The 23,671-nt window shown below is 39.5% G+C and carries 23 protein-coding genes and 1 pseudogene; 21 read left to right on the plus strand and 3 right to left on the minus strand.

Translation table 11 applies throughout. The features are described from left to right. Window positions 1–15 precede the first annotated feature (15 nt). The 15 genes from H0185_RS07715 to H0185_RS07785 all read left to right on the plus strand — a co-directional run bounded on the left by H0185_RS07715 (window position 16) and on the right by H0185_RS07785 (window position 16,681). Entirely contained in the window at window positions 16–330 is a 315-nt protein-coding gene (locus H0185_RS07715; RefSeq protein ID WP_221872750.1) for a DUF3870 domain-containing protein, read from the plus strand. A 227-nt stretch (window positions 331–557) separates the two neighbouring features. After that, entirely contained in the window at window positions 558–2,243 is a 1,686-nt protein-coding gene (locus tag H0185_RS07720) for a sigma-54 interaction domain-containing protein (protein WP_221872751.1), read from the plus strand. Window positions 2,244–2,509: 266 nt separating this feature from the next. Then, window positions 2,510–3,658 (plus strand): acyl-CoA dehydrogenase family protein, encoded by a 1,149-nt coding sequence (locus H0185_RS07725; protein WP_221872753.1) that lies wholly within the window; start codon window positions 2,510–2,512, stop codon window positions 3,656–3,658. A gap of 193 nt (window positions 3,659–3,851) precedes the next feature. Beyond that, window positions 3,852–5,807, plus strand: a complete 1,956-nt coding sequence (locus H0185_RS07730) for a TRAP transporter permease (protein WP_221872755.1) — start codon at window positions 3,852–3,854, stop codon at window positions 5,805–5,807. A gap of 18 nt (window positions 5,808–5,825) precedes the next feature. After that, on the plus strand, window positions 5,826–6,842 hold the full coding sequence (locus tag H0185_RS07735; RefSeq protein ID WP_221872757.1) for a TAXI family TRAP transporter solute-binding subunit: 1,017 nt from the start codon (window positions 5,826–5,828) through the stop codon (window positions 6,840–6,842). A gap of 20 nt (window positions 6,843–6,862) precedes the next feature. Continuing rightward, a complete protein-coding gene (locus H0185_RS07740; RefSeq protein ID WP_221872759.1) occupies window positions 6,863–8,485 on the plus strand; it encodes a long-chain-fatty-acid--CoA ligase in 1,623 nt (540 codons plus the stop codon). Then, on the plus strand, window positions 8,475–9,356 hold the full coding sequence (locus H0185_RS07745) for a 3-hydroxyacyl-CoA dehydrogenase family protein (RefSeq protein ID WP_221873081.1): 882 nt from the start codon (window positions 8,475–8,477) through the stop codon (window positions 9,354–9,356). Before H0185_RS07740 ends, H0185_RS07745 begins: the two co-directional genes overlap by 11 nt. A gap of 12 nt (window positions 9,357–9,368) precedes the next feature. Continuing rightward, on the plus strand, window positions 9,369–10,142 hold the full coding sequence (locus H0185_RS07750) for an electron transfer flavoprotein subunit beta/FixA family protein (protein WP_221872761.1): 774 nt from the start codon (window positions 9,369–9,371) through the stop codon (window positions 10,140–10,142). 15 nt (window positions 10,143–10,157) lie between these two features. Then, entirely contained in the window at window positions 10,158–11,135 is a 978-nt protein-coding gene (locus H0185_RS07755; RefSeq protein ID WP_221872763.1) for an electron transfer flavoprotein subunit alpha/FixB family protein, read from the plus strand. A 61-nt stretch (window positions 11,136–11,196) separates the two neighbouring features. Further along, complete coding sequence (locus tag H0185_RS07760; RefSeq protein ID WP_221872765.1) at window positions 11,197–12,042, plus strand: 3-hydroxyacyl-CoA dehydrogenase family protein; 846 nt, start codon at window positions 11,197–11,199, stop codon at window positions 12,040–12,042. A gap of 14 nt (window positions 12,043–12,056) precedes the next feature. Next, the gene (locus H0185_RS07765) at window positions 12,057–13,211 is read left to right on the plus strand and encodes an acyl-CoA dehydrogenase family protein (RefSeq protein WP_221872767.1); all 1,155 of its coding nucleotides are present in this window, start codon (window positions 12,057–12,059) and stop codon (window positions 13,209–13,211) included. A gap of 24 nt (window positions 13,212–13,235) precedes the next feature. Continuing rightward, a complete protein-coding gene (locus H0185_RS07770) occupies window positions 13,236–14,429 on the plus strand; it encodes a thiolase family protein (RefSeq protein ID WP_221872769.1) in 1,194 nt (397 codons plus the stop codon). Between the two features lie 102 nt (window positions 14,430–14,531). Beyond that, window positions 14,532–15,311, plus strand: coding sequence for an enoyl-CoA hydratase/isomerase family protein (locus tag H0185_RS07775; protein WP_221872771.1), 780 nt, complete (start codon window positions 14,532–14,534; stop codon window positions 15,309–15,311). A 110-nt stretch (window positions 15,312–15,421) separates the two neighbouring features. Continuing rightward, window positions 15,422–15,643 (plus strand): YozE family protein, encoded by a 222-nt coding sequence (locus H0185_RS07780; protein ID WP_221872773.1) that lies wholly within the window; start codon window positions 15,422–15,424, stop codon window positions 15,641–15,643. A 342-nt stretch (window positions 15,644–15,985) separates the two neighbouring features. Further along, a complete protein-coding gene (locus tag H0185_RS07785; RefSeq protein ID WP_221872775.1) occupies window positions 15,986–16,681 on the plus strand; it encodes a hypothetical protein in 696 nt (231 codons plus the stop codon). Here H0185_RS07785 and H0185_RS07790 read toward each other — a convergent pair. Then, window positions 16,678–16,845 carry a hypothetical protein gene (locus tag H0185_RS07790; RefSeq protein ID WP_221872777.1) on the minus strand — a complete coding sequence of 56 codons (168 nt, stop codon included), beginning with the start codon at window positions 16,843–16,845 and terminating at the stop codon, window positions 16,678–16,680. The genes H0185_RS07785 and H0185_RS07790 overlap by 4 nt on opposite strands. 162 nt (window positions 16,846–17,007) lie before the next feature. Between H0185_RS07790 and H0185_RS07795 the strand changes: the two genes are divergently transcribed. From H0185_RS07795 to H0185_RS07805, 3 genes are all read left to right on the plus strand, one after another. Further along, complete coding sequence (locus tag H0185_RS07795; protein WP_221872779.1) at window positions 17,008–17,181, plus strand: YozD family protein; 174 nt, start codon at window positions 17,008–17,010, stop codon at window positions 17,179–17,181. A 305-nt stretch (window positions 17,182–17,486) separates the two neighbouring features. Further along, window positions 17,487–18,287: a serine/threonine protein kinase gene (locus tag H0185_RS07800; RefSeq protein ID WP_221872781.1), complete on the plus strand. Its 801-nt coding sequence runs from the start codon at window positions 17,487–17,489 to the stop codon at window positions 18,285–18,287. 22 nt (window positions 18,288–18,309) lie between these two features. Then, the gene (locus tag H0185_RS07805; RefSeq protein WP_221872783.1) at window positions 18,310–19,080 is read left to right on the plus strand and encodes a sporulation protein; all 771 of its coding nucleotides are present in this window, start codon (window positions 18,310–18,312) and stop codon (window positions 19,078–19,080) included. 124 nt (window positions 19,081–19,204) lie between these two features. Here H0185_RS07805 and H0185_RS24245 read toward each other — a convergent pair whose 3' ends face one another. After that, on the minus strand, window positions 19,205–19,333 hold the full coding sequence (locus H0185_RS24245) for a hypothetical protein (protein WP_281427589.1): 129 nt from the start codon (window positions 19,331–19,333) through the stop codon (window positions 19,205–19,207). Between the two features lie 183 nt (window positions 19,334–19,516). Between H0185_RS24245 and deoD the strand changes: the two genes are divergently transcribed. Then, entirely contained in the window at window positions 19,517–20,221 is a 705-nt protein-coding gene (deoD, locus tag H0185_RS07810; protein ID WP_221872785.1) for a purine-nucleoside phosphorylase, read from the plus strand. Between the two features lie 205 nt (window positions 20,222–20,426). On the opposite strand, the pseudogene H0185_RS24565 reads toward deoD, so the two are convergent. Further along, window positions 20,427–20,613: pseudogene (locus H0185_RS24565) on the minus strand (transposase); the annotation flags it as partial. Window positions 20,614–21,065: 452 nt separating this feature from the next. Here H0185_RS24565 and H0185_RS07815 point away from each other — a divergent pair. Next, window positions 21,066–21,926, plus strand: coding sequence for a M15 family metallopeptidase (locus H0185_RS07815; RefSeq protein WP_221873082.1), 861 nt, complete (start codon window positions 21,066–21,068; stop codon window positions 21,924–21,926). 154 nt (window positions 21,927–22,080) lie between these two features. Next, the gene (locus tag H0185_RS07820; protein ID WP_221872787.1) at window positions 22,081–23,586 is read left to right on the plus strand and encodes a lmo1851 family serine protease; all 1,506 of its coding nucleotides are present in this window, start codon (window positions 22,081–22,083) and stop codon (window positions 23,584–23,586) included. Window positions 23,587–23,671 lie beyond the last annotated feature (85 nt).

Raw genomic sequence — 23,671 nt, forward strand, 5'->3', positions numbered from 1 at the left:
AAGAGGTGAAGACAGATGGCAGAAACGATGTTTGTAGCGGGTCACTCAAGGCTACCAGCTGGAATGGCAGCGAAGAACGTTTATGAGACACTAACCATTACGGTTGAGTTAGAGAGGAAGTATGGGGTGATTCTTGAAGCATCCTGTACTCTTGCGACCGAACATGGACGTGATTTTATAGGAAGATTATTACGAGGACACAGTATTCTCCATGGTGTCGATGACCTGGTAGAAGAGGTAAAGCAAAATTATTATGGGAAAGCGACCAATGCGATCACAGCGGCATTGGCGGATCTCCATTACCAATTTCAACAAATAAAATTAAAATAATTATCTGCTAGCCTATAATGATGTAGGTAGACCCGGTATCGCTTTTTGAAAAACAGAAAGCTGCCGGGTTTCTTTTTTTTAGAACAGTTTTTCCTCTAATCTCTCCCAAGTAAAATATGTTGAACAACCAAATCACCACCCTCCTATTGGTCAAGTTGAAAAAGTGGAGAGGGTTTTTAAGCAGTTAAAAGAATATATACTATAGAACTTTTTTTTGAGGTGATTTCATGGAGGCAGTTTTGACTGATAATCTCCCGTTTTCTTTATTTGTAGCATCCCGTGAAGGTGTCATACGTTATAGCAATGAGGTTTTGCTTCAATATCTGCCAAACTCTAAAACAATTTATAATCATCATATAAAGGATGTTTTCTCTAGTTGGGAAGAGTTGCGAGGAGGAAAGATTATTTATGCATCCTGCCAAGGGAAGAATTGCATCTTTATTAAAGATCAGTTTGCAGATTCAGAAGATTTTGCCTACATAGGAACATTTTCATCAGAATTAACCTCGCTCGTCCAGGAGTTGGAAGAGGCTAGGAGAGTAAATCGCGAATTAGATGCCATTATAGAAAATTCCTATGATGGAATCTATATAACGGATAAAGACGGAGTTACAGTGAAAACAAATTCAGCAATTGAGCGTCTCACTGGTATTCCAAAACAATACTATAAAGGTAAAAAAGTTGATGACCTAATGAAACGAGGCATTTTAAAAAATTCGGTCACTCATCGAGTACTTGAAAAAAAACGTGCCGTATCTTTGGTTCAAGAAAATTATCTAGGGCGAGAAACGCTTTTAACGGGAAATCCTGTTTTTAATGATAAAGGGGAAATTGAGAGTATTGTTACAAATATTCGTGATTTATCCGAGCTAAATGAGCTACAGGTTGCGCTGAGTAAGGCGAATCAATTAAATGATAGCTATAAAAAAGAAATTGAACGCCTTAAAGGCAAATCGGTGCGTCCACATGGAGTTATTATACGAAGTGATTCGATGAAACGGATTTATGACTCTGCATTAAGAGTAGCCAACGTGGATGCCACAGTTCTTATACTTGGGGAGACAGGGACCGGGAAAGATGTCTTAGCTCGTTTTATCTATGAAAATAGTGAAAGAAGTCGCACCGGTGATTTTATCAAAATCAATTGTGGGGCTATACCACCTGATTTACTAGAATCAGAATTATTTGGGTATGTATCCGGAGCTTTCACTGGAGCGAATGCTAAAGGAAAACCTGGAATGTTCGAGCTTGCCAATGAGGGAGTATTATTTTTAGACGAAGTTGGAGAACTACCGTTACATCTACAAGTAAAGTTACTTCGAGTGATTCAGGAAAGAGAAGTCCAACGCCTTGGAGGTACCAAACCTCTAAAATTGAATGTTCGAATTATTGCTGCAACCAATAGGAATTTAAAAGAAATGGTTACAATGGGTGAGTTTCGGGAAGATTTATTTTATCGCCTTAACGTGGTTCCAATCGCAATACCGCGTCTTGCGGAGAGAAAAGATGATATTTTGCCTCTCGTAACCTATTATTTCACTGTGATGAATACGAAGTATAACAAGAAAAAGAGTTCATCCTCAAGCCTGAATGATTTTTTCTACCAATATAGCTGGCCAGGAAATGTAAGAGAGTTGGCTAATTTGATTGAGCGGTTGACTCTTGTAACAGAAGCAGAGGAACTGAAGGTTGAGCATTTGCCTGCTGAATATCGTGAATCAAAAGAGGTCGCCCTTGAAGTGAATGAATTGATGTCCTTGAAAGAAGCGGGTGAATTTGCTGAAAGAAAAATTCTCCAACTGGCATTAAAGACATATACGAATACGTACGAACTAGCAAAAGCACTTAAAACCAGTCAGCCAACAATTGTGAGGAAATTAAAAAAATATAAATTAAATACTCATGATGCGTAAACAAAAAAACCACTATTTGTAGATGAATAGTGGTTTTTGTCATTTGATGAGTGAAATGGCAGCTTATGCGATTCAAAAATGTATCAAATGATTCAAGATTGAATCGGTAAAATCAGGCTAATACTAGGCTTTTATATGAAAAACACGATTCATTTTTGAATTAATTAGAATAAATACAAAACTCTAAATATTGTTAGAACGGGGTTTCTAAGTTTGGCACGCTTCTTGCATATTTAATGGTATACGAATTAAAGGGGGAAATACATATGTTAGCAACACTTCCACAGGAAATTGAACAAATGAAACAAATGGTGAAGAATTTTGTCGAGAAGGAAGTTGAACCTTTTGCTCAGCAAATTGAGGATGAGGATCGAATTCCACAGCATTTAATTGAACAGGCGAAGGAATTAGGATTATTTGGAATCAGTATTCCAGAGGAATATGGTGGTATTGGATTAAATACAGTTGGGAAAGCGGTTGTCCTTGAACAGTTGGGACGCACGCATAATGGTTTTGTAAGTTTAATTAGTGCCCATACAGGAATTGGAAGCACTGGCTTAGTTAAATTAGCATCTGACTATTTAAAGCAGAAGTATTTACCAGATATGGCTGCAGGAAGAAAAATTGCAGCGTTTGCACTTTCAGAACCAGGAGCAGGATCGGATGCAACCAATTTGGCTACTAGAGGTGAAAAGGTTGGAGATAAATGGATCTTAAATGGAACGAAACATTTTATTACGAATGCTCCCGTTGCTGATGTATTCACCGTATTCGCAATGACAGATAAAGAAAAAGGTGCAAAGGGTGGAATTACAGCATTCCTTGTTGAAAAAGGGTTTCCTGGGTTCACGATTGGCAAACAAGATAAGAAGATGGGCTTAAAAGGTTCCTATACGGCTCAGTTAATTTTTGAAGATTGCGAGGTTCCAGCGGAGAACGTAATTGGAGAAGTTGGAATGGGATATATGTCGGCTCTAAAAATACTTGGTGAAGGACGGATTGGACTGGCTGCAAGAGCGGTAGGTTCATGTGATAAATTGATTGAGCTATCTGCATCATACGCAAAGGAAAGAATTCAATTTGGTCGCCCAATTGCCGATAATCAAGCCATTCAATGGATGCTAGCAGATATGGCTACAGAAACAGAAGCAGCTAGAACTCTAACATTAAAGGCAGCTTATATGGTCGATGAAGGTAAGACTGTGATTAAGGAAGCTTCAATGGCAAAATTGTTTGCATCCGAGGTCTTTAATCGTGTCGCTGATAAAGCCGTTCAAATTCACGGTGGAATGGGATATGTATCTGATTATCCAGTAGAACGTTTTTATCGTGATGCAAGGATCACTAAAATTTACGAAGGTACAAACGAAATTCAGCGTTTAATCATTGCTAGAAGAATCTTAGAAGAAAATTAAAATTAGGTTAAGAGAAGGCTACAAAACGGAGGATTTAATAGAGAGAAATAGAGCGGTTGTTCTTTCAGCCGAAGGCAGAGGGTGAGTCCTTTTCTTAGCCAGTCCAGTTATAAATTTTCCTAGGACAGGTGCCTCGGCAGAAGGTGCAGTACATAAATAGGGACTCTCGATCAGATACAAAGGAGGGAAGAGTATGGAAAATATACAGAAACCTGAGAAAATTGACACTTCTATACAAGAAAAACAGGCATATGTCGAGGAACTATGGAACTCGCGTAAAGAAGGTTGGAATAAAACAAGAGTGCTAATGTTGATCATTTCACTGCTTGCAATCGGAATGTCTGTTTTTCATGTATATACGGCCGGCTTTGGGACGTTACCGTCATGGGAGCAAAGAAGTATCCATGTTGTTTGGGCATTGATTCTAATCTTCCTATTGTTCCCATTTAAAAAGGGCGGAAAGTTTGGAGTAATTGATATCTTATTTGTTCTTATCGCGATGACAGTTGGTGCCTACATCATTTTCGGTGCAGAAGGTATTCAAAGTAGACAAGGTAATGTGGGCACTAATGATATGATTTTCGGTACTCTCCTACTTGCCCTAGTACTTGAGGCTACAAGGAGAACAAACGGCTTTTTCATGATGTTAATTGGATTGTTTTTCCTTGTCTACATTTTCTTTGGTCAATATTTCCCAGGTATACTTGCCCATCCGGGGGCTAGATATGGCAAAATGATTGACCAAATGTTTAACAGTACATTAGGGATTTTTAGTTCACCGATTTATGTGAGTTCGACGATCCTAGTGCTATTTGTCGTGTTTGGCTCATTTTTAATGAAATCAGGAGGCGGACAATTTTTCACAAACTTTGCCTTTGGGGCATTAGGGAATAAAACAGGAGGTCCCGCTTTATCATCTGTCGGGGCAAGTGCTCTAGTATCAACGATTACTGGAAATGGTGCGGCAAATGCTGCGATTACCGGTTCCTTTACAATTCCTTTAATGAAGAAACTCGGTTATTCTAAGAAATTTTCAGCGGCCGTTGAAGCAGTAGCGTCGCAGGGTGGCCAAATTATGCCGCCAATTATGGGAGCATCCGTGTTTATTATGGCGGAAGCAACTGGAGTTCCTTATATCAAACTAGCATTGTATGCACTGATTCCAGCTGTGATTTACTTTTTAATTGCTGGCTTTATGGTTTATTTCCATGCAAAGCGTCTTAAACTTGCTGGCATTCCAAAGGAGCAGCTTCCTGACCCAATGAAAATTCTTTTAAAACAGGGTTATTTGTTTCTCCCAATCTTAATTATTATTGGCCTAATGATTTATGGTTATAGCCCTATGAAAGCGGGATTTTACGCAATTCTCTTAACAGTCGCAATTAGTTGGATTCGCAAGTCAACAAGAATGAATTTCTTAGATATCCTAGCGGCTCTTGAAACAGGTATCCGCGGATCACTTGCGGTTATAGCAGCATGTGCAACAGCAGGGATTATCGTTGGAGCCGTTTCGTTAACTGGTCTGGGCTTGAATTTTTCTAGGTTCGTGATTGAACTTGCTGGCGGTCAATTGTTTCCACTATTACTTTTGATTGCACTAGCTTCTATTGTGCTCGGAATGGGAATGCCAACTGTTTCCGCTTATGTCATTCTTTCTGTATTAGGTGTTCCAGCTCTTGTTGATGCAGGTGTTAACCTAATTGCAGCCCATATGTTTGTCTTTTATTTTGGAGTATTGTCCGGCTTGACGCCTCCCGTTGCAATTACGGCTTATACAACGGCAGGTATTGCAGGCTCCAACCCGAATGCAACTGCACTGTACGCAATTAGGATTGGTGCAGGAGGGTTTCTTATCCCGTTTATTTTCGTTTATAACCCAGAGCTTTTGCTACAAAGCGAAAATACTTTGGAAATTATCTTAGCTGTTGTGAGTGCTCTATTTAGCTGTTTCATCTTCTCGGCTGCGATTGAACGTTATTTGGTCAATGAATTAAACGTAATTCAAAGTATCTTAATGTTTATTGCTGCTGCTGTCCTAGTTATTCCGGGATTATTTACAGATATTGTTGGACTTGGTCTGTTTATACTCGTGTATTTCTGGCAAAAGCGAGCAGGAATAGAAGCAACAACGAAACAACTAAATGTTTAATAACAAGGAGAGATTTTGTTGAAAAAATTCAAATTAAGTTTACTATTACTGATTTGTACTACTTTCCTCTTAGCTGCATGCGGTTCCGGTGGGAATGATGCCGCCTCTGGTGAAGAAGGCAAGTTGGATGCACCGAGTAAGTTTTTGCGCATAGGTTCGGGTCCAATGGGATCTGGATGGTTTCCAATTACTACGGTAATGGCGGAAGTCTATATGGATAACTTTAGCGGAGTAAATGCTTCACAAATTGAGGGAGGGTCTACAGCTAACCTTAGATCGTTAGATGTTGGGGATGTTGAAATAGCACTCAATTATACATCTGACTTCGCAGATGCTATTAAGGGAGAAGGAAGCTTTGATAACAAGATTGATACGGTTTCAGCTGTAGGTTCCTTGTATCCTGTTTACCAAACCATTGCTACTCTGGAAAAGAATGAGGATATTAATTCAATTGAAGATATAGTCGATAAGCATATCTTTCTTGGACCAAAGGATGGTGGAGGACCGGTTGCTTTCTGGAGGATGATGGCTGAATACGGAATTGATGAGAAGACAATTGAAAAGGCAGGAGGAAAAATCTCCTATGGTAGCTATAATGATGGTGCTTCAATGATGGCAGACGGGAATGTCGAAGTTTTCCTTGGCGGGGGTGCACCAGCAATTCCATCTCTACAAGAAATTGAAATGACCAATCAAGTGAAGGTTCTGCCAATCGATCAGGATAAACTTGAAAGCATTAGTAAAAAGGGATTGGGAATTTCTTTTGATAGTATCCCAGCCGGAACCTATAAAGGGCAGGACGAGGATATCCCAACTTATACAATGGTAACCATGTTGACCGCACATAATGATTTGGATGAAGAGTATGTATACAATCTAACAAAAGTATTCTGGGAAAACATGGATTCATTTGAAGCACAAATTCCTGAAAGAGCAAAGCATTTTACCCTCGATACTGTTTTGGACGGGATTGACCCAGAAACATTACACCCCGGAGCGAAAAAATATTACGAAGAGCAAGGTGTTTTGAATTAATAAGCAGTGAGGTGAGTGAATTGCAAAATTTAGAAAATCGACCATGGTACAAACATTACATTCAGAATGCTGATATTGAAATACCTGAGATTTCTCTTTACTCAATGCTTACAGAGACTGTAAAGACCTATGGTGATAAAACCGCCATCATTTTCGAGGATGAGAGAATCACCTACCAACAGTTGAAGGAGCAAGTGGATCTTCTAGCTGGAGCATGGATGGAACTAGGTTTAAAAAAAGGGGAACGAATCGGCTTAATGCTAGCCAATCATCCTGATTATGTAATCAGCTATTATGCAGCGCAGGCACTAGGGATTACCGTGGTTCAAATCAATCCAATGTATACACCTAGAGAGTTATTGCAAATAGTGAACGATTCAAATGTTTCTTCTATAGTCGGAGATCCTTTGTCAATGAAAACGATTCAGGAAGTAAATAATGTTTATAAGTTTAAGTATTTAATAGGTTCACAGATTGGAAATTGGGGTGAAGAGGATTTTAAAAATCTTGACAATCTCATCCCTTTTTCTACCCCAATTGAGGCACCAGCAGAAGTTGATATCCACGACGATATCGCCGTTATTCAATATACCGGCGGAACTTCAGGGAAAATGAAGGGGGCAATGCTGACTCATCAGAATCTTGTCGCGAATGTGGTTCAGAGTTACTCGATGTATGGAGAGAACATGGTCAAAGGTCAAGAAACGGTACTGACCGCAACCCCTTTATATCATGTGTATGCGATGACAAGTGCAATGAATCTTGGAATCTTCATTGGTGCAGAAATTCTTTTGTTCCGAAAGTTTGACGTTACGGATGTGTTAGAAAAGATAAAAAAATATCAGCCGACTTTTTTTCCAGGGGTTCCGCGAATGTATATTTCATTTGTGAATCACCCGGATATTGAAAAGTACGACTTGAACTGTTTGAAGACTTGTTCCTCTGGTTCAGCCCCACTACCAATAGAGGTCATCAAGAGATTTGAAAAGCTGACAGGGGCGACGATTGGGGAAGGCTTTGGTCTATCTGAAGCCTCCCCCTCCACCCATCGTAATCCTCCTTTTGGAATTAGAAAAGTGGGGAGTATTGGTATCCCGATGCCACTAACAGACTGTAGGATTGTTGATGATGCTGGCAATGAACTAGGAACAAAATCAGTCGGTGAACTATTACTTAAAGGCCCTCAGATTATGAAAGGATATTGGGGGAATCCAGAAGAAACCGCCAAAACCCTTCAAGATGGCTGGCTACACACAGGTGACCTAGCGATGATGGATGATGATGGATACTTTTACATTGTTGGTCGGAAAAAGGAAATGATTATTGTCGGTGGCTTTAATATTTACCCGCAAGAAATTGAAGGTGTGTTATATGAATACCCTGATATTCAGGAGGCCGCAGTCGTTGGAATTCCACATGAAGAACATGGGGAGTTGGTCAAGGCATACGTTGTCCCAAAGGATGGAGTCCAGATTGACCTTGAGGAATTAAAAGGCTATTGCTATACAAAATTAACACCCTATAAAGTTCCGAAAGTGATAGAAATCAGGGAGAAGCTCCCGAGGAATACGGTCGGTAAGTTATTAAAGAGACTGTTAGTGAAGGAAGAGCTTGAGAAAGGTGAGAAGAATGATGCCAGTTGAAAACATAAATAAAGTGGCCGTAATTGGAGCTGGTACAATGGGAGCTCAAATTGCAATGGTTTGTGCGTTGGCAGAATATCAAGTGGTTCTGCAGGATGTAAGCCCCGAAAGTCTTGAAAAAGGCAGAGGAATCCTAGAAGAACAAATGGGAAAAAGGGTGAAAAAAGGAAGGTTAACTGCGGAAGAAGTAGAGGTGGCCTTTAATAGAATAGTCTTCACTACTTCATTAAATGATTTGTACGATACCGATATCGTCATTGAAGCGATTGTTGAAAAGGTTGATATAAAGAGAGAACTATTTACAAAACTGGATCAAATCACACCAGCACACGCAATTTTGGCAACAAATAGTTCAACCATCGTAAGCTCTAAGCTTGCCGATGCAACGAACAGACCTGATAAGGTATGCAATATTCATTTCTTTAACCCAGCACTTGTAATGGAGCTTGTCGAAGTCGTTCGCGGACCACATACATCAGAAGAAACAGCTGAAACCGCTATGGCGTTCGTGAAATCGATCAATAAATATCCTGTGCTTTTAAACAAGGAAATATCGGGTTTTGTCGCAAATAGAATTCTTGGAAAACTAATGGATGAAGCGGTCTACCTGCTTGAAAACGGAATTGCCAGTCATGAAGATATTGACATTGTATGTAAAAAAGCACTGAATCACCCAATTGGACCATTTGCTTTAATGGATTTGACTGGCATTGATGTCAATTATCTTGTTCGTATGCAGCGTTACCAAGAATCCGGAGATGAAAAAGATAAACCGGCGAAGGTTGTTCAAGAAAAGGTTGAAAAAGGCGAACTTGGCAGAAAGACTGGAAAAGGATTCTATACGTACGAATCTACACCAGCAAAAGTTTAGGAGGGAAAAAGGATGAATATTTTTGTTTTATTAAAAAGAACATTTGATACAGAAGAAAAAATTACGATTGCGAAAGGTGCAATTAATGAAGAGGGCGCTGAATTCATTATTAATCCTTATGACGAATATGCAGTCGAAGAAGCGATTCAATTACGCGATAACCATGGCGGTGAAGTAACAGTTGTAACAGTTGGCAATGAAGAAGCAGAAAAACAGTTGCGCACAGCTTTAGCGATGGGCGCAGACAAAGCGGTATTAATCAATACAGAAGATGATCTCGAATCAGGAGACCAATTTACAACAGCCAAAATTTTAGCACAATACTTAGAGGACAAAGAAGCAGATATTATTCTCGCTGGAAACGTAGCGATTGATAGTGGAAGTGGTCAGGTTGGCCCACGTGTTGCAGATTTACTGGATATTCCTTACGTAACAACAATTACAAAACTTGAAATCTCAGGTGAAACTGTAACTGTTGTCCGTGATGTCGAAGGAGACTCTGAAACGATTGAAACAAAACTTCCAGTTTTAGTGACAGCGCAGCAAGGGTTAAATGAACCACGTTATCCTTCTCTACCAGGAATTATGAAGGCAAAAAAGAAACCGCTTGAAGAGTTAGAACTAGATGACTTGGATCTTGATGAAGACGAAGTTGAAGCAAAAACAAAGGTAGTAGAAATCTTCCTGCCGCAAACAAAAGAAGCTGGACGGGTCCTAGAAGGGGAACTAGATGCACAAGTTAAAGAGCTAGTGAGCCTGCTCCATAAAGAAGCAAAAGTAATATAAAGGGGGAATATAGAGATGGGAAAAAAAGTAACGGTTTTAGGTGAAGTTCGTGATGGAGCTCTAAGGAATGTATCTTTCGAGGGAGTGGCCGCAGCAAGAAAAATCGCTGAGGATGGAGAAGTTGTTGCTGTCCTTCTTGGATCTTCCGTTAAGGATTTAGTCCAAGAAATGATTGTTGCAGGTGCCGACCGAGCTGTTGTTGTTGAAGATGAGAAATTAGCAGGTTATACATCAGACGGCTATGCACAAGCTTTCTTAGCAGTCGTGGAAAAAGAAACTCCTGATGCCATTATTGTTGGCCATACAGCATTAGGGAAAGATTTATCTCCGAAAATTGCTAGCAAACTTAATTGCGGATTAGTATCAGATGCAGTCGGTGTTGAGGTAGAAGGAGGGAATGTTGTCTTTACCCGTCCAATCTATTCAGGGAAAGCGTTTGAAAAGAAGATTGTCACGGATGGAGTCATTTTTGCAAGTATACGTCCGAATAATATCCCACCGCTTGAACGGGATGCTTCACGTACAGGAGAAGTTACCGAGGTTTCTGCGGAAATTAAAGATTTAAGAACGATTGTGCGTGAGGTCGCGAAAAAAGCAACTCAAGGAGTAGACCTGTCAGAGGCGAAGGTAATTGTCGCTGGAGGACGTGGAGTGAAAAGTGAGGATGGGTTTGAACCACTTCAGGAACTTGCTGATTTGTTAGGCGGAGCTGTTGGTGCGTCTCGCGGAGCATGTGATGCTGAGTATTGTGATTATTCCCTACAAATTGGTCAAACAGGGAAGGTCGTTACACCAGATTTATATATTGCTTGTGGTATTTCGGGAGCAATTCAGCATCTTGCTGGTATGTCAAACTCAAAAGTGATCGTTGCGATTAATAAAGATCCAGAGGCGAATATTTTTAAAGTTGCCGATTACGGTATTGTCGGAGATTTATTTGAAGTTGTTCCGCTGCTAGTGGAAGAGTTTAAAAGTTTACTAGTAGAGGCCTAAGAGAAGGAGTCCCCGTTTTAAATACGGGGGCTTAATTCCTTTTCAAAGAAAGGAGACTCGTATGAAAAAGGTAAGTGTTATTGGTTCAGGGACGATGGGAAGAGGAATCGCTTATACTTGTGCGACAGCAGGATTCATAACGGTTGTTCAAGATATTTCTGAAAGCTCATTAGAGACCTGCCAAATTTATATTGATAAACAGCTTAATCGATCAGTTGAAAAAGGGCTCATGTCAAATGAGGAAGCTGATACGGCTAGAGAACGAATTCAATATACGACAAGTATTGAAGAAGCTGTGAGAGAGACAGATTTAGTTATTGAAGCAGTATTAGAGTTAATGGATTTAAAAATTGAGATTTTCAAACAGCTAGATCGGTTTGCTCCACCACATGCGATACTAGCAACAAATACTTCAACAATGAGCCCAACAGAGATTGCTGCCCAAACGAGTAGACCAGAACGATGCATTGCGCTACATTTCTTCAATCCAGTTCCAAAGATGAAATTAATTGAAGTCATTTGCGGTCTTGAAACCTCAGAAGAAACGATTCAAGAGAGCTTTGCGTTTGGGAAGGCACTTGGAAAAGAATGTGTAAGGATCAACGAATATCCCGGGTTTGCTGTAAGCAGAATGAATTGCTTAATCGGAAATGAAGCAATGAATATGGTGATGGAAGGTGTCGGGAGTGTTGAAGACATCGATAAATCTATGAAGCTAGGATTAAATCATCCAATGGGACCGTTAGAACTAGCTGATTTAGTCGGATTAGATACTCGACTCCGTAATATGGAATACCTTCATAAAACATTGGGAGAAAAGTACCGGCCTTGTCCCATTCTTGTTAAGTATGTAAAAGCAGGATGGCTTGGGAAAAAGAGCGGCAGAGGATTTTACAACTACAATTGATGGGGGAATGCAAAATGGATTTTCAATTAGACGAGGATATTCAATTTTTGAAAAAGGGTGTCCGTGACTTTGTTCAAACTGAAGTGGAAGCGGTTGCGATGCAAATTGAAGAGGAGAACAAAATTCCTCAAAAAATAATTGATATGTCTAAAGAGATGGGGTTATTTGGTTTAAGTATCCCTGAGGAGTACGGTGGATTAGGGATTGGAATGGTCGGGAAATGTGCGCTCTATGAAGAAATTGGTGCAACCCATAATGGTTACACGACATTAATTGGAGCACACACAGGAATTGGAACAGTTGGCATTGTTGAGATGGGGAACGAAGCACAAAAGCAGAAGTACCTCCCAGCTATGGCTGCCGGGGAAAAGATTGGAGCCTTTGCTTTAACGGAACCAGCAGCAGGATCCAATGCAACGAACTTGAAAACAACTGCTGTGAAAAAAGGCGATAAATATATTTTAAACGGAACGAAGCATTATATTACGAATGCAACCGAAGCTGATGTTTTTACAGTAATGGCTGTAACAGATTCGTCTAAGGGCTCAAAGGGGATTACTTCTTTTATAATAGAAAAAGATTTTCCGGGTTTTCAAGTCGGTGCAGTTGAGCGAAAAATGGGTTTAAGAGGATCTCACTCAGCAGAAGTAATTTTGGAAGATTGTGAGGTTCCAGTTGAGAACGTTCTCGGTGTTGAGGGACAAGGCTATGTGAATGCCCTTAAAATATTGGCAAATGGACGCGCAGGCTTGGCAGCAAGAAATTTGGGTTCATGCCAAAAATTGTTAGATATGTCGGCTACCTATGCAAACGAAAGAGTACAGTTTGGTGTCCCAATCATTGACCATCAAGCAGTTGGTCATATGCTTGCGGAAATGGCAATGGAAATAGAGGCGCTTCGCTCATTTACTTACCGTGTTGCTTGGATGGTGGACCAAGGAATGAAGGTCATCAAGGAGGCAGCGATGTTAAAACTTTATGGTTCTGAAGTTTATAATCGCGTTGCCGATAAGGCTGTTCAGGTGCACGGAGGTATTGGTTATATCGCTGATTATCCAATTGAGCGTTTTTTCAGAGATGCACGGATTACGAGAATTTACGAAGGTACGTCCGAGATTCAAAAGAATATTATTGCTGGTCAATTAAAAAAGGAATATAAATTAGACTAAACGTCTGGAGGGGGAGTAGGAATTATGGGAGAAAAAAACATTGTTATCGTCAGTGCAGTCCGTACACCAATTGGACGTTACGGGGGATCATTTAAGGAAATAAATTCAGGATTTTTAGCAAGCCATGTTATTAAAGAAGCGGTAAGTCGTGCAAATATTTCTAGTGATCAAGTAAATGAAGTCATTCTAGGAGAGGTAAGGCAAAGCACGGAATCCTCGAATGTTGCCAGGGTTGCGGCATTAAGAGCAGGTATTCCTGAGTCTGTTCCGGCATTTACGATCAATCGCCTTTGTGCATCAGGGATGCAGGCAATTGCTTCTGGTGTCCAGCAAATTCAATCAGGTCAAGCCGAGGTGGTTGTTGCTGGTGGAACGGAAAGCATGAGCTGTTCGCCTGTCTATCTTCGTGGATCAAGGTTTGGTGGAGATCGTGCTCATCTAGTGGACTCGAATACAGAAGCAGGTCAGCAGCCGAAAGAAATCTATGGAGAAAATCTTGGAATGGGGATTACCGCAGAAAATGTGGCCGAAAACTATCAGGTATCCCGAGAAGATCAAGATGCGTTTGCGATTGAAAGTCAGCGTCGAGCAAGCGCGGCGATTGAGGAAGGAAAGTTCAAGGAGGAAATCGCTCCATTTGAAGTGAAAACAAAAAAAGGGTCCTTTGTCGTAGATACGGATGAGCATCCACGTCCAGATACAACACTTGAAAAGCTAGCTACCCTAAAACCTGCATTCCGTAAAGGGGGGAGTGTAACGGCTGGAAATGCATGTGGCCGTAATGATGGCGCCGCTGCTGTTGTGTTAATGACGGCTGAAACTGCTGAAGAAAAGGGAGTAAAGCCACTTGCTCAAATCGTTGATTGGGCAGCTGTTGGGGTATCGCCGGAAATTATGGGGATAGGTCCTGTTCCAGCTGTAAAAAAGCTACTTGAACGGACAGGCATGAGTATAGATGAAATTGATTTATTCGAATTAAATGAAGCCTTTGCTTCGCAGGCACTTGCAGTCATTCGTGAACTAGGTCTCAATCAAGAAAAAGTGAATGTCAATGGTGGTGCTATTGCCTTAGGACACCCTGTTGGTGCAACTGGTGCGAGAATCGTCACGACTTTATTGTATGAATTAAAAAGACGAAATCTTCGATATGGAATTGCAACCCTTTGTGTCGGTGGTGGCCAAGGTATGGCGATTTTGATTGAAAATATTTCTGAGTAAAGATAGCGACATCTCAAGGTTCAGTGGCTGTGTTAGTAACTACTATATTAAGAGAAGCGATAGGCATTTTTAAAAACATATTTTTGAAAGGAATGAGAGATTTTGAGTTTTGAAAATATTGAAGTAACCCAAAATGGTCGACTTGCCTATATTGTGATCAATCGACCTGAGCTTCGAAATGCATTAAATACGGAAACCCTACAGGAAATTGTAAGTGCACTTCATCTATTGGAAAGAGATGATTCAGTTGGATGTGTCATCTTTACAGGAAAAGGGGAAAAATCATTCGCAGCTGGCGCAGATATTTCCCAGCTAAAGGACAAAACAGCTTTAGACGTTTTTAATCCGAATGGAATGTCAGAAGTGTATGATAAAATCGAAAGGTTTGATAAACCTACGATTGCGATGGTGAATGGCTTTGCTCTTGGAGGTGGATGTGAATTAGCACTTTCTTGTGATATCAGGGTGGCATCTACGAAAGCAAAGTTTGGACTTCCAGAGTTAAATTTATCGATTATTCCTGCAGCAGGAGGTACACAGCGGCTAGCTCGAGTGGTTGGAAAAGGGATTGCCCTTGATATGATTCTAACAGGGAGATTCCTAGATGGGGAGCAAGCAGAACGAATTGGATTGGTTTCAGAGGTTGTGTCGCCAGAAGAGTTGGAAGAAAAGACTGTAGAAATTGCTGAGAAGATACTAGCCAAAGGTCCTCTCGCCGTAAAGTTGGCTAAGCTTGCTGTTCATTCTGGCTTTGAAACAGATCAGAAAACAGCGCTTATTATTGAGAAATTAGCTCAGGCAGTACTTTTTTCTACAGAAGATAAAAATGAGGGTACAACAGCCTTTTTAGAGAAGAGAAAAGCAGAGTTTACCTCAAAATAAACAAGGAACCTTACGAAAATAACCAATAAAAAAAGTGTTCCTCTTGTAATAATTCGAAGCTTTCGTTTATAGTTAACCAATAGATTATCACTAATAGGAAGGCGTTCGAAATGTATAAGAGTTTTTATCACTTTTTAATGAAATACCGGAACCCGAAGCCCAAAGACAAAATAAGTCATTTTGCTAATCATGCCTATGAAGACCATAGCTTTCCAAAAAACTCAGAGGATTATGATGAAATAAGTTCATACCTGGAGTTTCATGGTCAATACCTAGAAAGCATGTCCATTTTTGATGAGGCGTGGGAGTTGTACTTGCATTACGAAGGATAGAGGAATCTATCCTTCTTTTTATTGAAAAAATTGGTGTTCATTATTGAATGAAATGAACATGATTGTTAAGATATTTAGCCTTTTTTTGAGTAGGAATTAACCTCCTTTTTTCTCCATGAATTACTTAGAGAATTGTCTAGCTCCAGCGCTTAGGGGCTGGGTCATAACCCTTGGGGAATACGCTACTGCCTTTCTTTTGCCTTTTTCTTGATGGTACCTCTCTTGCCAATACGCCACTGAACAGGGCACTTGCGCTTTTCTTTTTAAGGGCGTGTCGATTTAGTCAGCCTCCGCATATAATGTTGTAATCATTCACGACGGATCATTGAGAGGATGGAGGAAATGGAAAACAAGAAGAAACCGAAATATAAAATCGGTGATACAGTCGTGATCACAATCTATGGAACTGTTGGGAAGGTAACAAATGTAAAATGGCTTGACGGGCTTTACGTATATGAAATAAATAAAGGCCAAGGGTTGTATCTTGAATCAAGCCTCATGCCGTTAGATGAATATGAAGGAAAGCTCCTTGAAAAAGAGCATATTGATATAGAATATAAGTTTTTCTTTGGCGACCTTGTCCAAGTAAAAGGATATGGTTCGGATCTTTTTAAAATCGTTGGGTTTAGAACTGAGATCTGGCGGTACAAGGAGGATTCTTGGGAGGATATTATTTATGAACTCTCCCGAATCAAGGACGGTGAATGGCTCGAAGCTGGGGAAGAAGAACTAACGCTTATCGCAGACGCCGAAAGTGCCGATATTTTTATCAAGAAGTTTGGGTTGTTGTTAAACACGGACAAGAAAACATTGCCTGCTCCAGAGAACAAGAAACAAACTTCTTCGAATCGAAAATCGGAAAAAGAGGAGTTGCGTAAAAAGAGCATGAAACAGAGTTTAATTGACAGCATGCTTGATATCTATAATGATTATCGTATTCTTTATTTGTGGTTTGGAGATGAAGAATACGCACATGTCATGAAAGTCATCTTGCGAAAGTTAGCTGTGATTGTGAATGATGGTAAAAGTCATGTTTAAATGGTAAAAAATTGGCTTAGCAGATAAATCAAATACGGAGCGCCTAAAAATACAATCAGTTTAAATAGCCAGTCTGTCCCCTTTTCCATCATTTCAATCATCATACTATCCTCAGAATTAAGATCTTCTGTAATAGCTTGAGCAACTAATTTTACTTTACTCATCTCAATCAACACCCCTTATGACTATGTTGATAAATTCTATGCTTGTCCAATTTAGAATAGACTCCCAGATTCGTTAATTTGGATTTTTTAAAAGGCTTCTATTGTAAAGATGCATGAAATAGTAGGAGCATTCATACATTCAGTACAAAGGGGGCGATTCTGGTGAAGGAGATTGAAGTATTTATTGATACGGAAGAAATTGCAGAATTTTTCTTTCATGAGTTAGTCAAAAGGGGATACGTTCCCAATGAAGGGGAATTGGAGGAAATTGCAGACATAACCTTCGAATACCTCCTAGATAAGTGTATCATCGATGAGGAAGTCGATAATGAATAAGGAGGCGGACCGTAATGGTCCGCCTTTATTAAATAGTAAAATAGTGAAACTTTCATTTAAACAAATCGTATTATTTAATACTAGGATAGAGGAGGGGAAAGGGTGCTAAAAAAAATTCTAAAATCAATTATGAACCATTCGGGGTCAAAGAAATATTATAGTTCTAGTGACAACCGGAAGGCGCATAAACACCACCATAAATACTCCAATATGGGCCATCGTCATTATAAACGTAAGCATCGGAGTAGGAGTTTTAGTAGCTTTTTTTCAAGTTGATTCTTACTTAAGGCTTTTAGGAGATTAAGATGTTTAAATCATTAATTCTTAGCTGTTCGGATCTATTTGATGTCAAGTTCAAAGCAGGAGACTTGATTGATGATCGCTACCGCGCAGTCAAGTGGCTTGGAACTGGGGGATATGGACGCAGCTTTTTAGTAGAGGATTTGGAGCAAAATGAGCTTGTTGTTTTAAAAGCCCTTCGCTTTCACAAACGGATGTCGAGTCGGGGGAGAAAGGGTTTTATCCTAGAAACAGATATGCTCCGTTCCCTCGATAACGCCTCCCTACCAAAGGTTCACTCTATAGGGGAAGCGAATGGGGTTCCTTATTTTACGATGGACTATATAAACGGGAAAACATTTGAACAATTAATCTTCTCTGAAGGAAAAAGGTATGAAAAAAGCGAAGTCTTTAGAATAGGAATAGAGTTACTACAAATCATTGGGTATATACATAATCAAGGAATTGTTCATCGTGATATCCGGATTCCGAATGTAATGGTAGAAAATAATCATCAATTAAAGTTGATTGATTTTGGGCTTGCAAGAAGAATTGGATTTAGTTCAGGACAACAACCTCGTCGGGTAAACAACAAGATGAAGGATTTATCCTTTCAATCTGACTTCTATGCTCTAGGTCATTTCATCCTGTTTTTACTGTATTCTTGTTATGAAACAGAAGACCGTGCAAAGGAAAGAAGTTGGGAAGAAGAATTACAATTGCCTCTATTTATTCGGTCAGTCCTTCGGAGATTGTTGCAATTAGATGAACCGTATGAAAGATGGCAAGATATCCAAGGGGATTTTTTTATCATTTTAAACTCGTAAAACTAGAGGAGGAAAGGCGAGTATGTCATTATTCAATAAGGCTCTAGCTAGTATTGGGATTGGTTCTGCGCAGGTGGATACAAAATTAGAGAAGGACAAAGTGACTCCTGGTGGCGAAATTAGAGGAGTAGTTCACATTAAAGGGGGAAATACCGAGCAAAAGGTAGATGAGATTTACCTAGGACTTAACACAACCTATTTAAAAGAATCAAACGATCGTAAAATCAATGTACCTGTCGTCATTGATCGGTTTCGTTTGAATGAACCATTTACCATTGGTCCAGGAGAAACAAAAGAGATTCCTTTCTCTTTTGTGTTGCCTCTTGATGTACCTATTTCTATTGGACGGACTAAAATTTGGGTGTCTACGGCACTAGACATTAAAAATGCTGTAGATCCATCAGATAAAGACTATCTGCATGTTATTCCAAACAGACTAATGGATGCAGTTTTAAATGGTGTTGAGGATTTAGGCTTTCGGCTTCGGGAGGCAGACTGTGAACAGGCTCCATACCGCCTACGAAAGAGGTTGCCATTTATTCAAGAGTTTGAATTCGTACCAGTAATGGGTTCTTTTCGAGGACGCTTGGATGAACTAGAACTAGTATTTTTTCAAGTTTCTGAAAATGAAACGGAAATTTATATGCAGGTAGATCGTAGAGCACGGGGACTTGGCGGTTTCCTCTCTGAAGCTTTAGAAATGGATGAAAGCAATATCCGTTTCACTGTTACTAGTAGTGATATTCCAGGATTAAGACAGAAATTGGAGACAATTATTAATAAATATAGCTAAGAGAGGACGATGAAGCACATGATATGCTTCATCGTTTTTTTGGCTCTTTCTAAAAACTTGTTGTTTTAGCTGGTATAAAAGACGCATGGTTGAACGACGATCTTAATTCAAATCGTGAGTTTTCTTACTGTTTACGATCGCGTGCCGATACGATTTCTTTCGCATGGGCATTGTGTTCAGCAATAATCGCTTCTGGTGAGATATGATTATTCTTTTTAGGAGAGTTGATGCGATTACGATGTTTTTTTCCCAAAGTTAAAACTCCTTTCAGGATAGGTTCTGCTTGCCAACTTGTGGAATCAATCCAAAGAGTGGGCAAGCTAGTTCTAGCTTTTCCTTCCCAAGTGAAATTAACCTAACATAGGATTTCCCAGCTTACACATAATATGGTATCATTTTAACGAATCTGCTTTAGTAAAAGATGGAGGGTTAGACAATGAGTGTACACATCAATGCAAAAGAACATGAAATTGCGGATACAGTATTACTTCCAGGAGATCCATTACGAGCAAAGTATATTGCTGAAACCTTTTTAGAGGATGTTCAACTGTATAATGAAGTTCGAAATATGTTTGGTTATACCGGTACATATAAAGGAAAAAGAATTTCTGTTCAAGGTACAGGAATGGGAGTACCGTCCATTTCAATCTATATAAACGAATTAATGAATAGCTATAATGTTCAAACGCTCGTTCGTGTAGGTACATGTGGTGCCATTCAGAAGGATGTCAAGGTGCGTGATGTTATTTTGGCAATGAGTGCTTCTACTGATTCACAAATGAACCGTTTGACCTTTGGTGGGGTTGATTACGCTCCTACCGCTGATTTTGACCTCCTATTAAAAGCGTACAACGCAGGTCTTGAAAAAGGATTAAATTTGAAAGCTGGGAATGTATTTACAGCTGACCAGTTCTATAATGACAATTCTGAGCTTGAGAAATGGGCGAAATATAATATTTTAGCGATTGAGATGGAAACAGCTGCTTTATACACGTTAGCAGCAAAATTAGACCGACGCGCATTATCTGTTTTAACTGTAAGTGATCATATTCTAACAGGTGAAGAAACAACAGCTGAAGAGCGTCAAACTACTTTTAATGAAATGATTGAAGTTTCACTAGAAGCAGTTATTATAGGTTAAGGTTAATACAAGAACCCTTTCTGACTAGAAAGGGTCAGTTTGTAGACAAAAGGGGTTCGGAATGGTCTCATTCCGAACCTCTTCTCGTTTTTTAGTGGATATTATTGAGTTTTTATAATATAGCGGACTCTCGTAACCCAATTTCTAGTCTACTACCGGGCCTTGCCATGTCCAGGTGACCATCTTTTTCAGAATGAAGGTAAGTTTGGACTAAAATAACAGGATCGATGCTTGGGCGACCCACGTCCGAATAAATATTTAACCTCATCATAAATAAAAGAAAAATTAAGAGCTGTTTCCATCTTACGAACTAGTTGGTTCTGTGGGACAAGCTGGTCTATAGCAACCATTTCAAGTTGATCTCGTTGGGTTAGAATATTTTTCGAAAGCATCTTCATCACCTCAAACATATGTATATTTTCATTTAAAATAGGCTTGATAAGACGGCTACATTAACTTTGAAAAAAATTGTTGATTGGAGTGGAATGCGCGCAGACTCCTGCGGGATCAGTGGGACAGGTGAGACCCCGCAGGAGCATTTGCGACGAGCAGGCTCACCGCCCACCCCGCGGAAAGCGAAGCGCCTGGAACGGAAATCAACAGCCGCCATTTACACACAAAATAAAAAAATTGTAGGCAAGCTCGAACTTCATCGAGTTTGTCTACAGTCTGACCCTTTCCGACTAGGAAGGGGTTTTTTTATGCCTAAAGCTCTGTTAATTTGGATTGTTGATTTTATTTATACTAGATTGGAGCGTGTATATACTTACTAGTTTGAAGGACCATGTATAAAATAAAATTTTACTGTGAATATTTATGGTATCTAGAAATTGCCATGAATAGGATGATTATTTTGAAAAAGGTTTGGTTGCTTTGTTTAGTAGTTCTTTTTTTATCAAGTTGTTCCCCAGTGGATTCTTTAATGGACAAGTTATCCTTTTTGAATCCTTCTGAATACAAGGGGGGAGAAAGTTCCTCTGATTCCATACAGGATGGGCCAGCTTCTTCAAAGATAAATTCTGCTGATAAACAAGCTACTGAACTTGAAGAAACATTGTTAGAGGAAACCGTTTTTAATGAAATTCAAACAGTTAATGGAAGAGAAGTGATTCAAAATGCTTCTAATCTATTTGCTTTAGTAAATAAAGATTTTGGGTTACCAGCTGAGTATTTTCCAGATGATTTAGTAAGACCCGATGTGTCCTTTTCTTTTGGGAATGAGGATGTAGAGAAGAGTAAATTGCGGAAGGAAGCAGCGAATGCCTTAGAGGAAATGTTTAATGAAGCAAAGCAAAAGGGAATCATGTTATTTGCTGTTTCAGGATTTCGTTCATATAATCGTCAAGAAACGCTCTTTACGGCTGAGGTTCAGAAAATAGGAGAAGAAATGGCGATAGAGGCTGTTGCTAAACCTGGTAACAGTGAACATCAGACGGGTTTAGCAATGGATATCTCGAGCCCGATTGTTGGACTTAGCTTAACCGAACAGTTTGGAGAAACACTTGAGAGTAAATGGCTTGAGAAAAATGCTCATAAGTTTGGTTTTATTCTTAGGTACCCAAAAGGGAAGGAACATGTAACTGGGTATATGTATGAACCATGGCACTACAGATACGTCGGGCAGAGAATTGCAAAGGAATTATACCGAAACGATTGGACTTTAGAAGAGTATGTGGAAATAGCACAGAAAATTAAGGATGTCTAATATTAACTTTTAAATGATAACAGCACAACAGAAGTGCTGTTTTTTATTATGTAAAAAGAGACGCCTACTATTTTTCTGTTTTTTTTTATTTAAAAGTGTTATTCTAAAAAATAGGAATTGAAAATATAGCCTAGTGATTGAAAGTGGTGAAAAAATGGACCAAGAGAAACCGAATGGTGAAAGTACAGAGACAGAAGGTCCTTCTACACAATTGGGAGAGACTGATTCAAGAGAGAATTTTATGCGAATCAAGAAATTTCATTTTGCTATGCTTTTATTTTTCATCGTCTTTATAACGGCTGGAATTACAACGTTTGCCTTAGCATTTGGCGATGATGATAAGAAAGTAGTACAAGTAATTCGTGAAAGAGAAGAGTTTTCTAAACTATACGAAGCCTATGATACGTTAAAAGATAATTATTATACGGATTTAGATGAACAGCAGCTTATTGATGGAGCGATAAGTGGAATGGTGGAATCCTTAGACGATCCCTATTCCGATTATATGAGCTTAGAGGATGCAAAAAGCTTCCACGAAAGCATATCTGCTTCCTTTGAAGGAATTGGAGCGGAAATTCAACAAAAAGATGGGCATATTGCCATTGTAACTCCTTTAAAAGGTTCTCCTGCGGAAAAAGCAGGCTTACTACCAGATGATCTTATCTTGACAGTGGATGGTGAAAGTATTCAAGGAATGAGTACAACCGAAGCTGTAGCGTTGATTAGAGGCGAAAAAGGGACCAAGGTGAAGTTGACCATTCAACGTGGTGGTTCGGAACCAACGGAAGTTACCATTACACGGGATACGATCCCAATTGAAACAGTCTACAGCGAGATGCTAGAAGATGGCATAGCTAAGGTCCAAATCACAAATTTCTCTGAACATACCTTTGATGAATTAGAAAAGGTTCTAAAAGACCTTCAATCTAAAGATATGAAGGGCCTTGTACTTGATTTACGTCAAAATCCGGGTGGGCTGCTCGAACAAGCAATCAAGATTACAAGCTTATTTGTACCAGAAGGTGAACTATTATTTAAAGTAGAAGACCGGGAAGGCAATGTTCAAGAGTATCCATCAGTTGGTGGCAACAAAGGAGATTTTCCATTAGTAGTTGTCATTGATAAAGGAAGTGCTAGTGCCTCAGAAATTTTAGCAGGCGCAGTTAGTGAATCTGCTGGTGTTCCTTTGGTGGGTCAAACCACATTTGGGAAAGGAACGGTTCAAAGAGCTGAAAACTTCCAAGATGGTTCTAATATTAAGCTAACAACTGAAAAATGGTTAACGCCAAAAGGAAATTGGATCCATCAAAAAGGGATTAAGCCTGATTATGAGGTGTCAATGCCTGATTATGCTTCCTTGCCATTTATAGATCCTGAAACCGAGTTAAAGCCTTCAACTGCATCTGAACAAGTAAAAGCTGCTCAGACAATGCTGAAGGTTCTTGGATATGATCCTGGACGAGAAGATGGATTTTATGATGAAAAGACAAGTGAAGCTGTGAAACAATTCCAAAAGGAAAAAGAGCTTGAAGAAACGGGAATATTAGAAGGAAACTCCACTTTAGAGTTAATGACCGATGTTCGTAATAAGATGCTCAAAGACGATCCCCAGCTTAAAAAAGCAATTGATGTGGTAAAAGAAAAAATAAATAAGAAATAAAATAAGATGGTCAATTCAAGGTTCAGTATGAACCAATTGGATTGACCATTTATTTTTGGAGATGAACATACTGGCGTTTCCAAAA

It is taken from the genome of Mesobacillus maritimus (assembly GCF_019749255.1).
Taxonomy (GTDB): domain Bacteria; phylum Bacillota; class Bacilli; order Bacillales; family Cytobacillaceae; genus Mesobacillus_B; species Mesobacillus_B maritimus_A.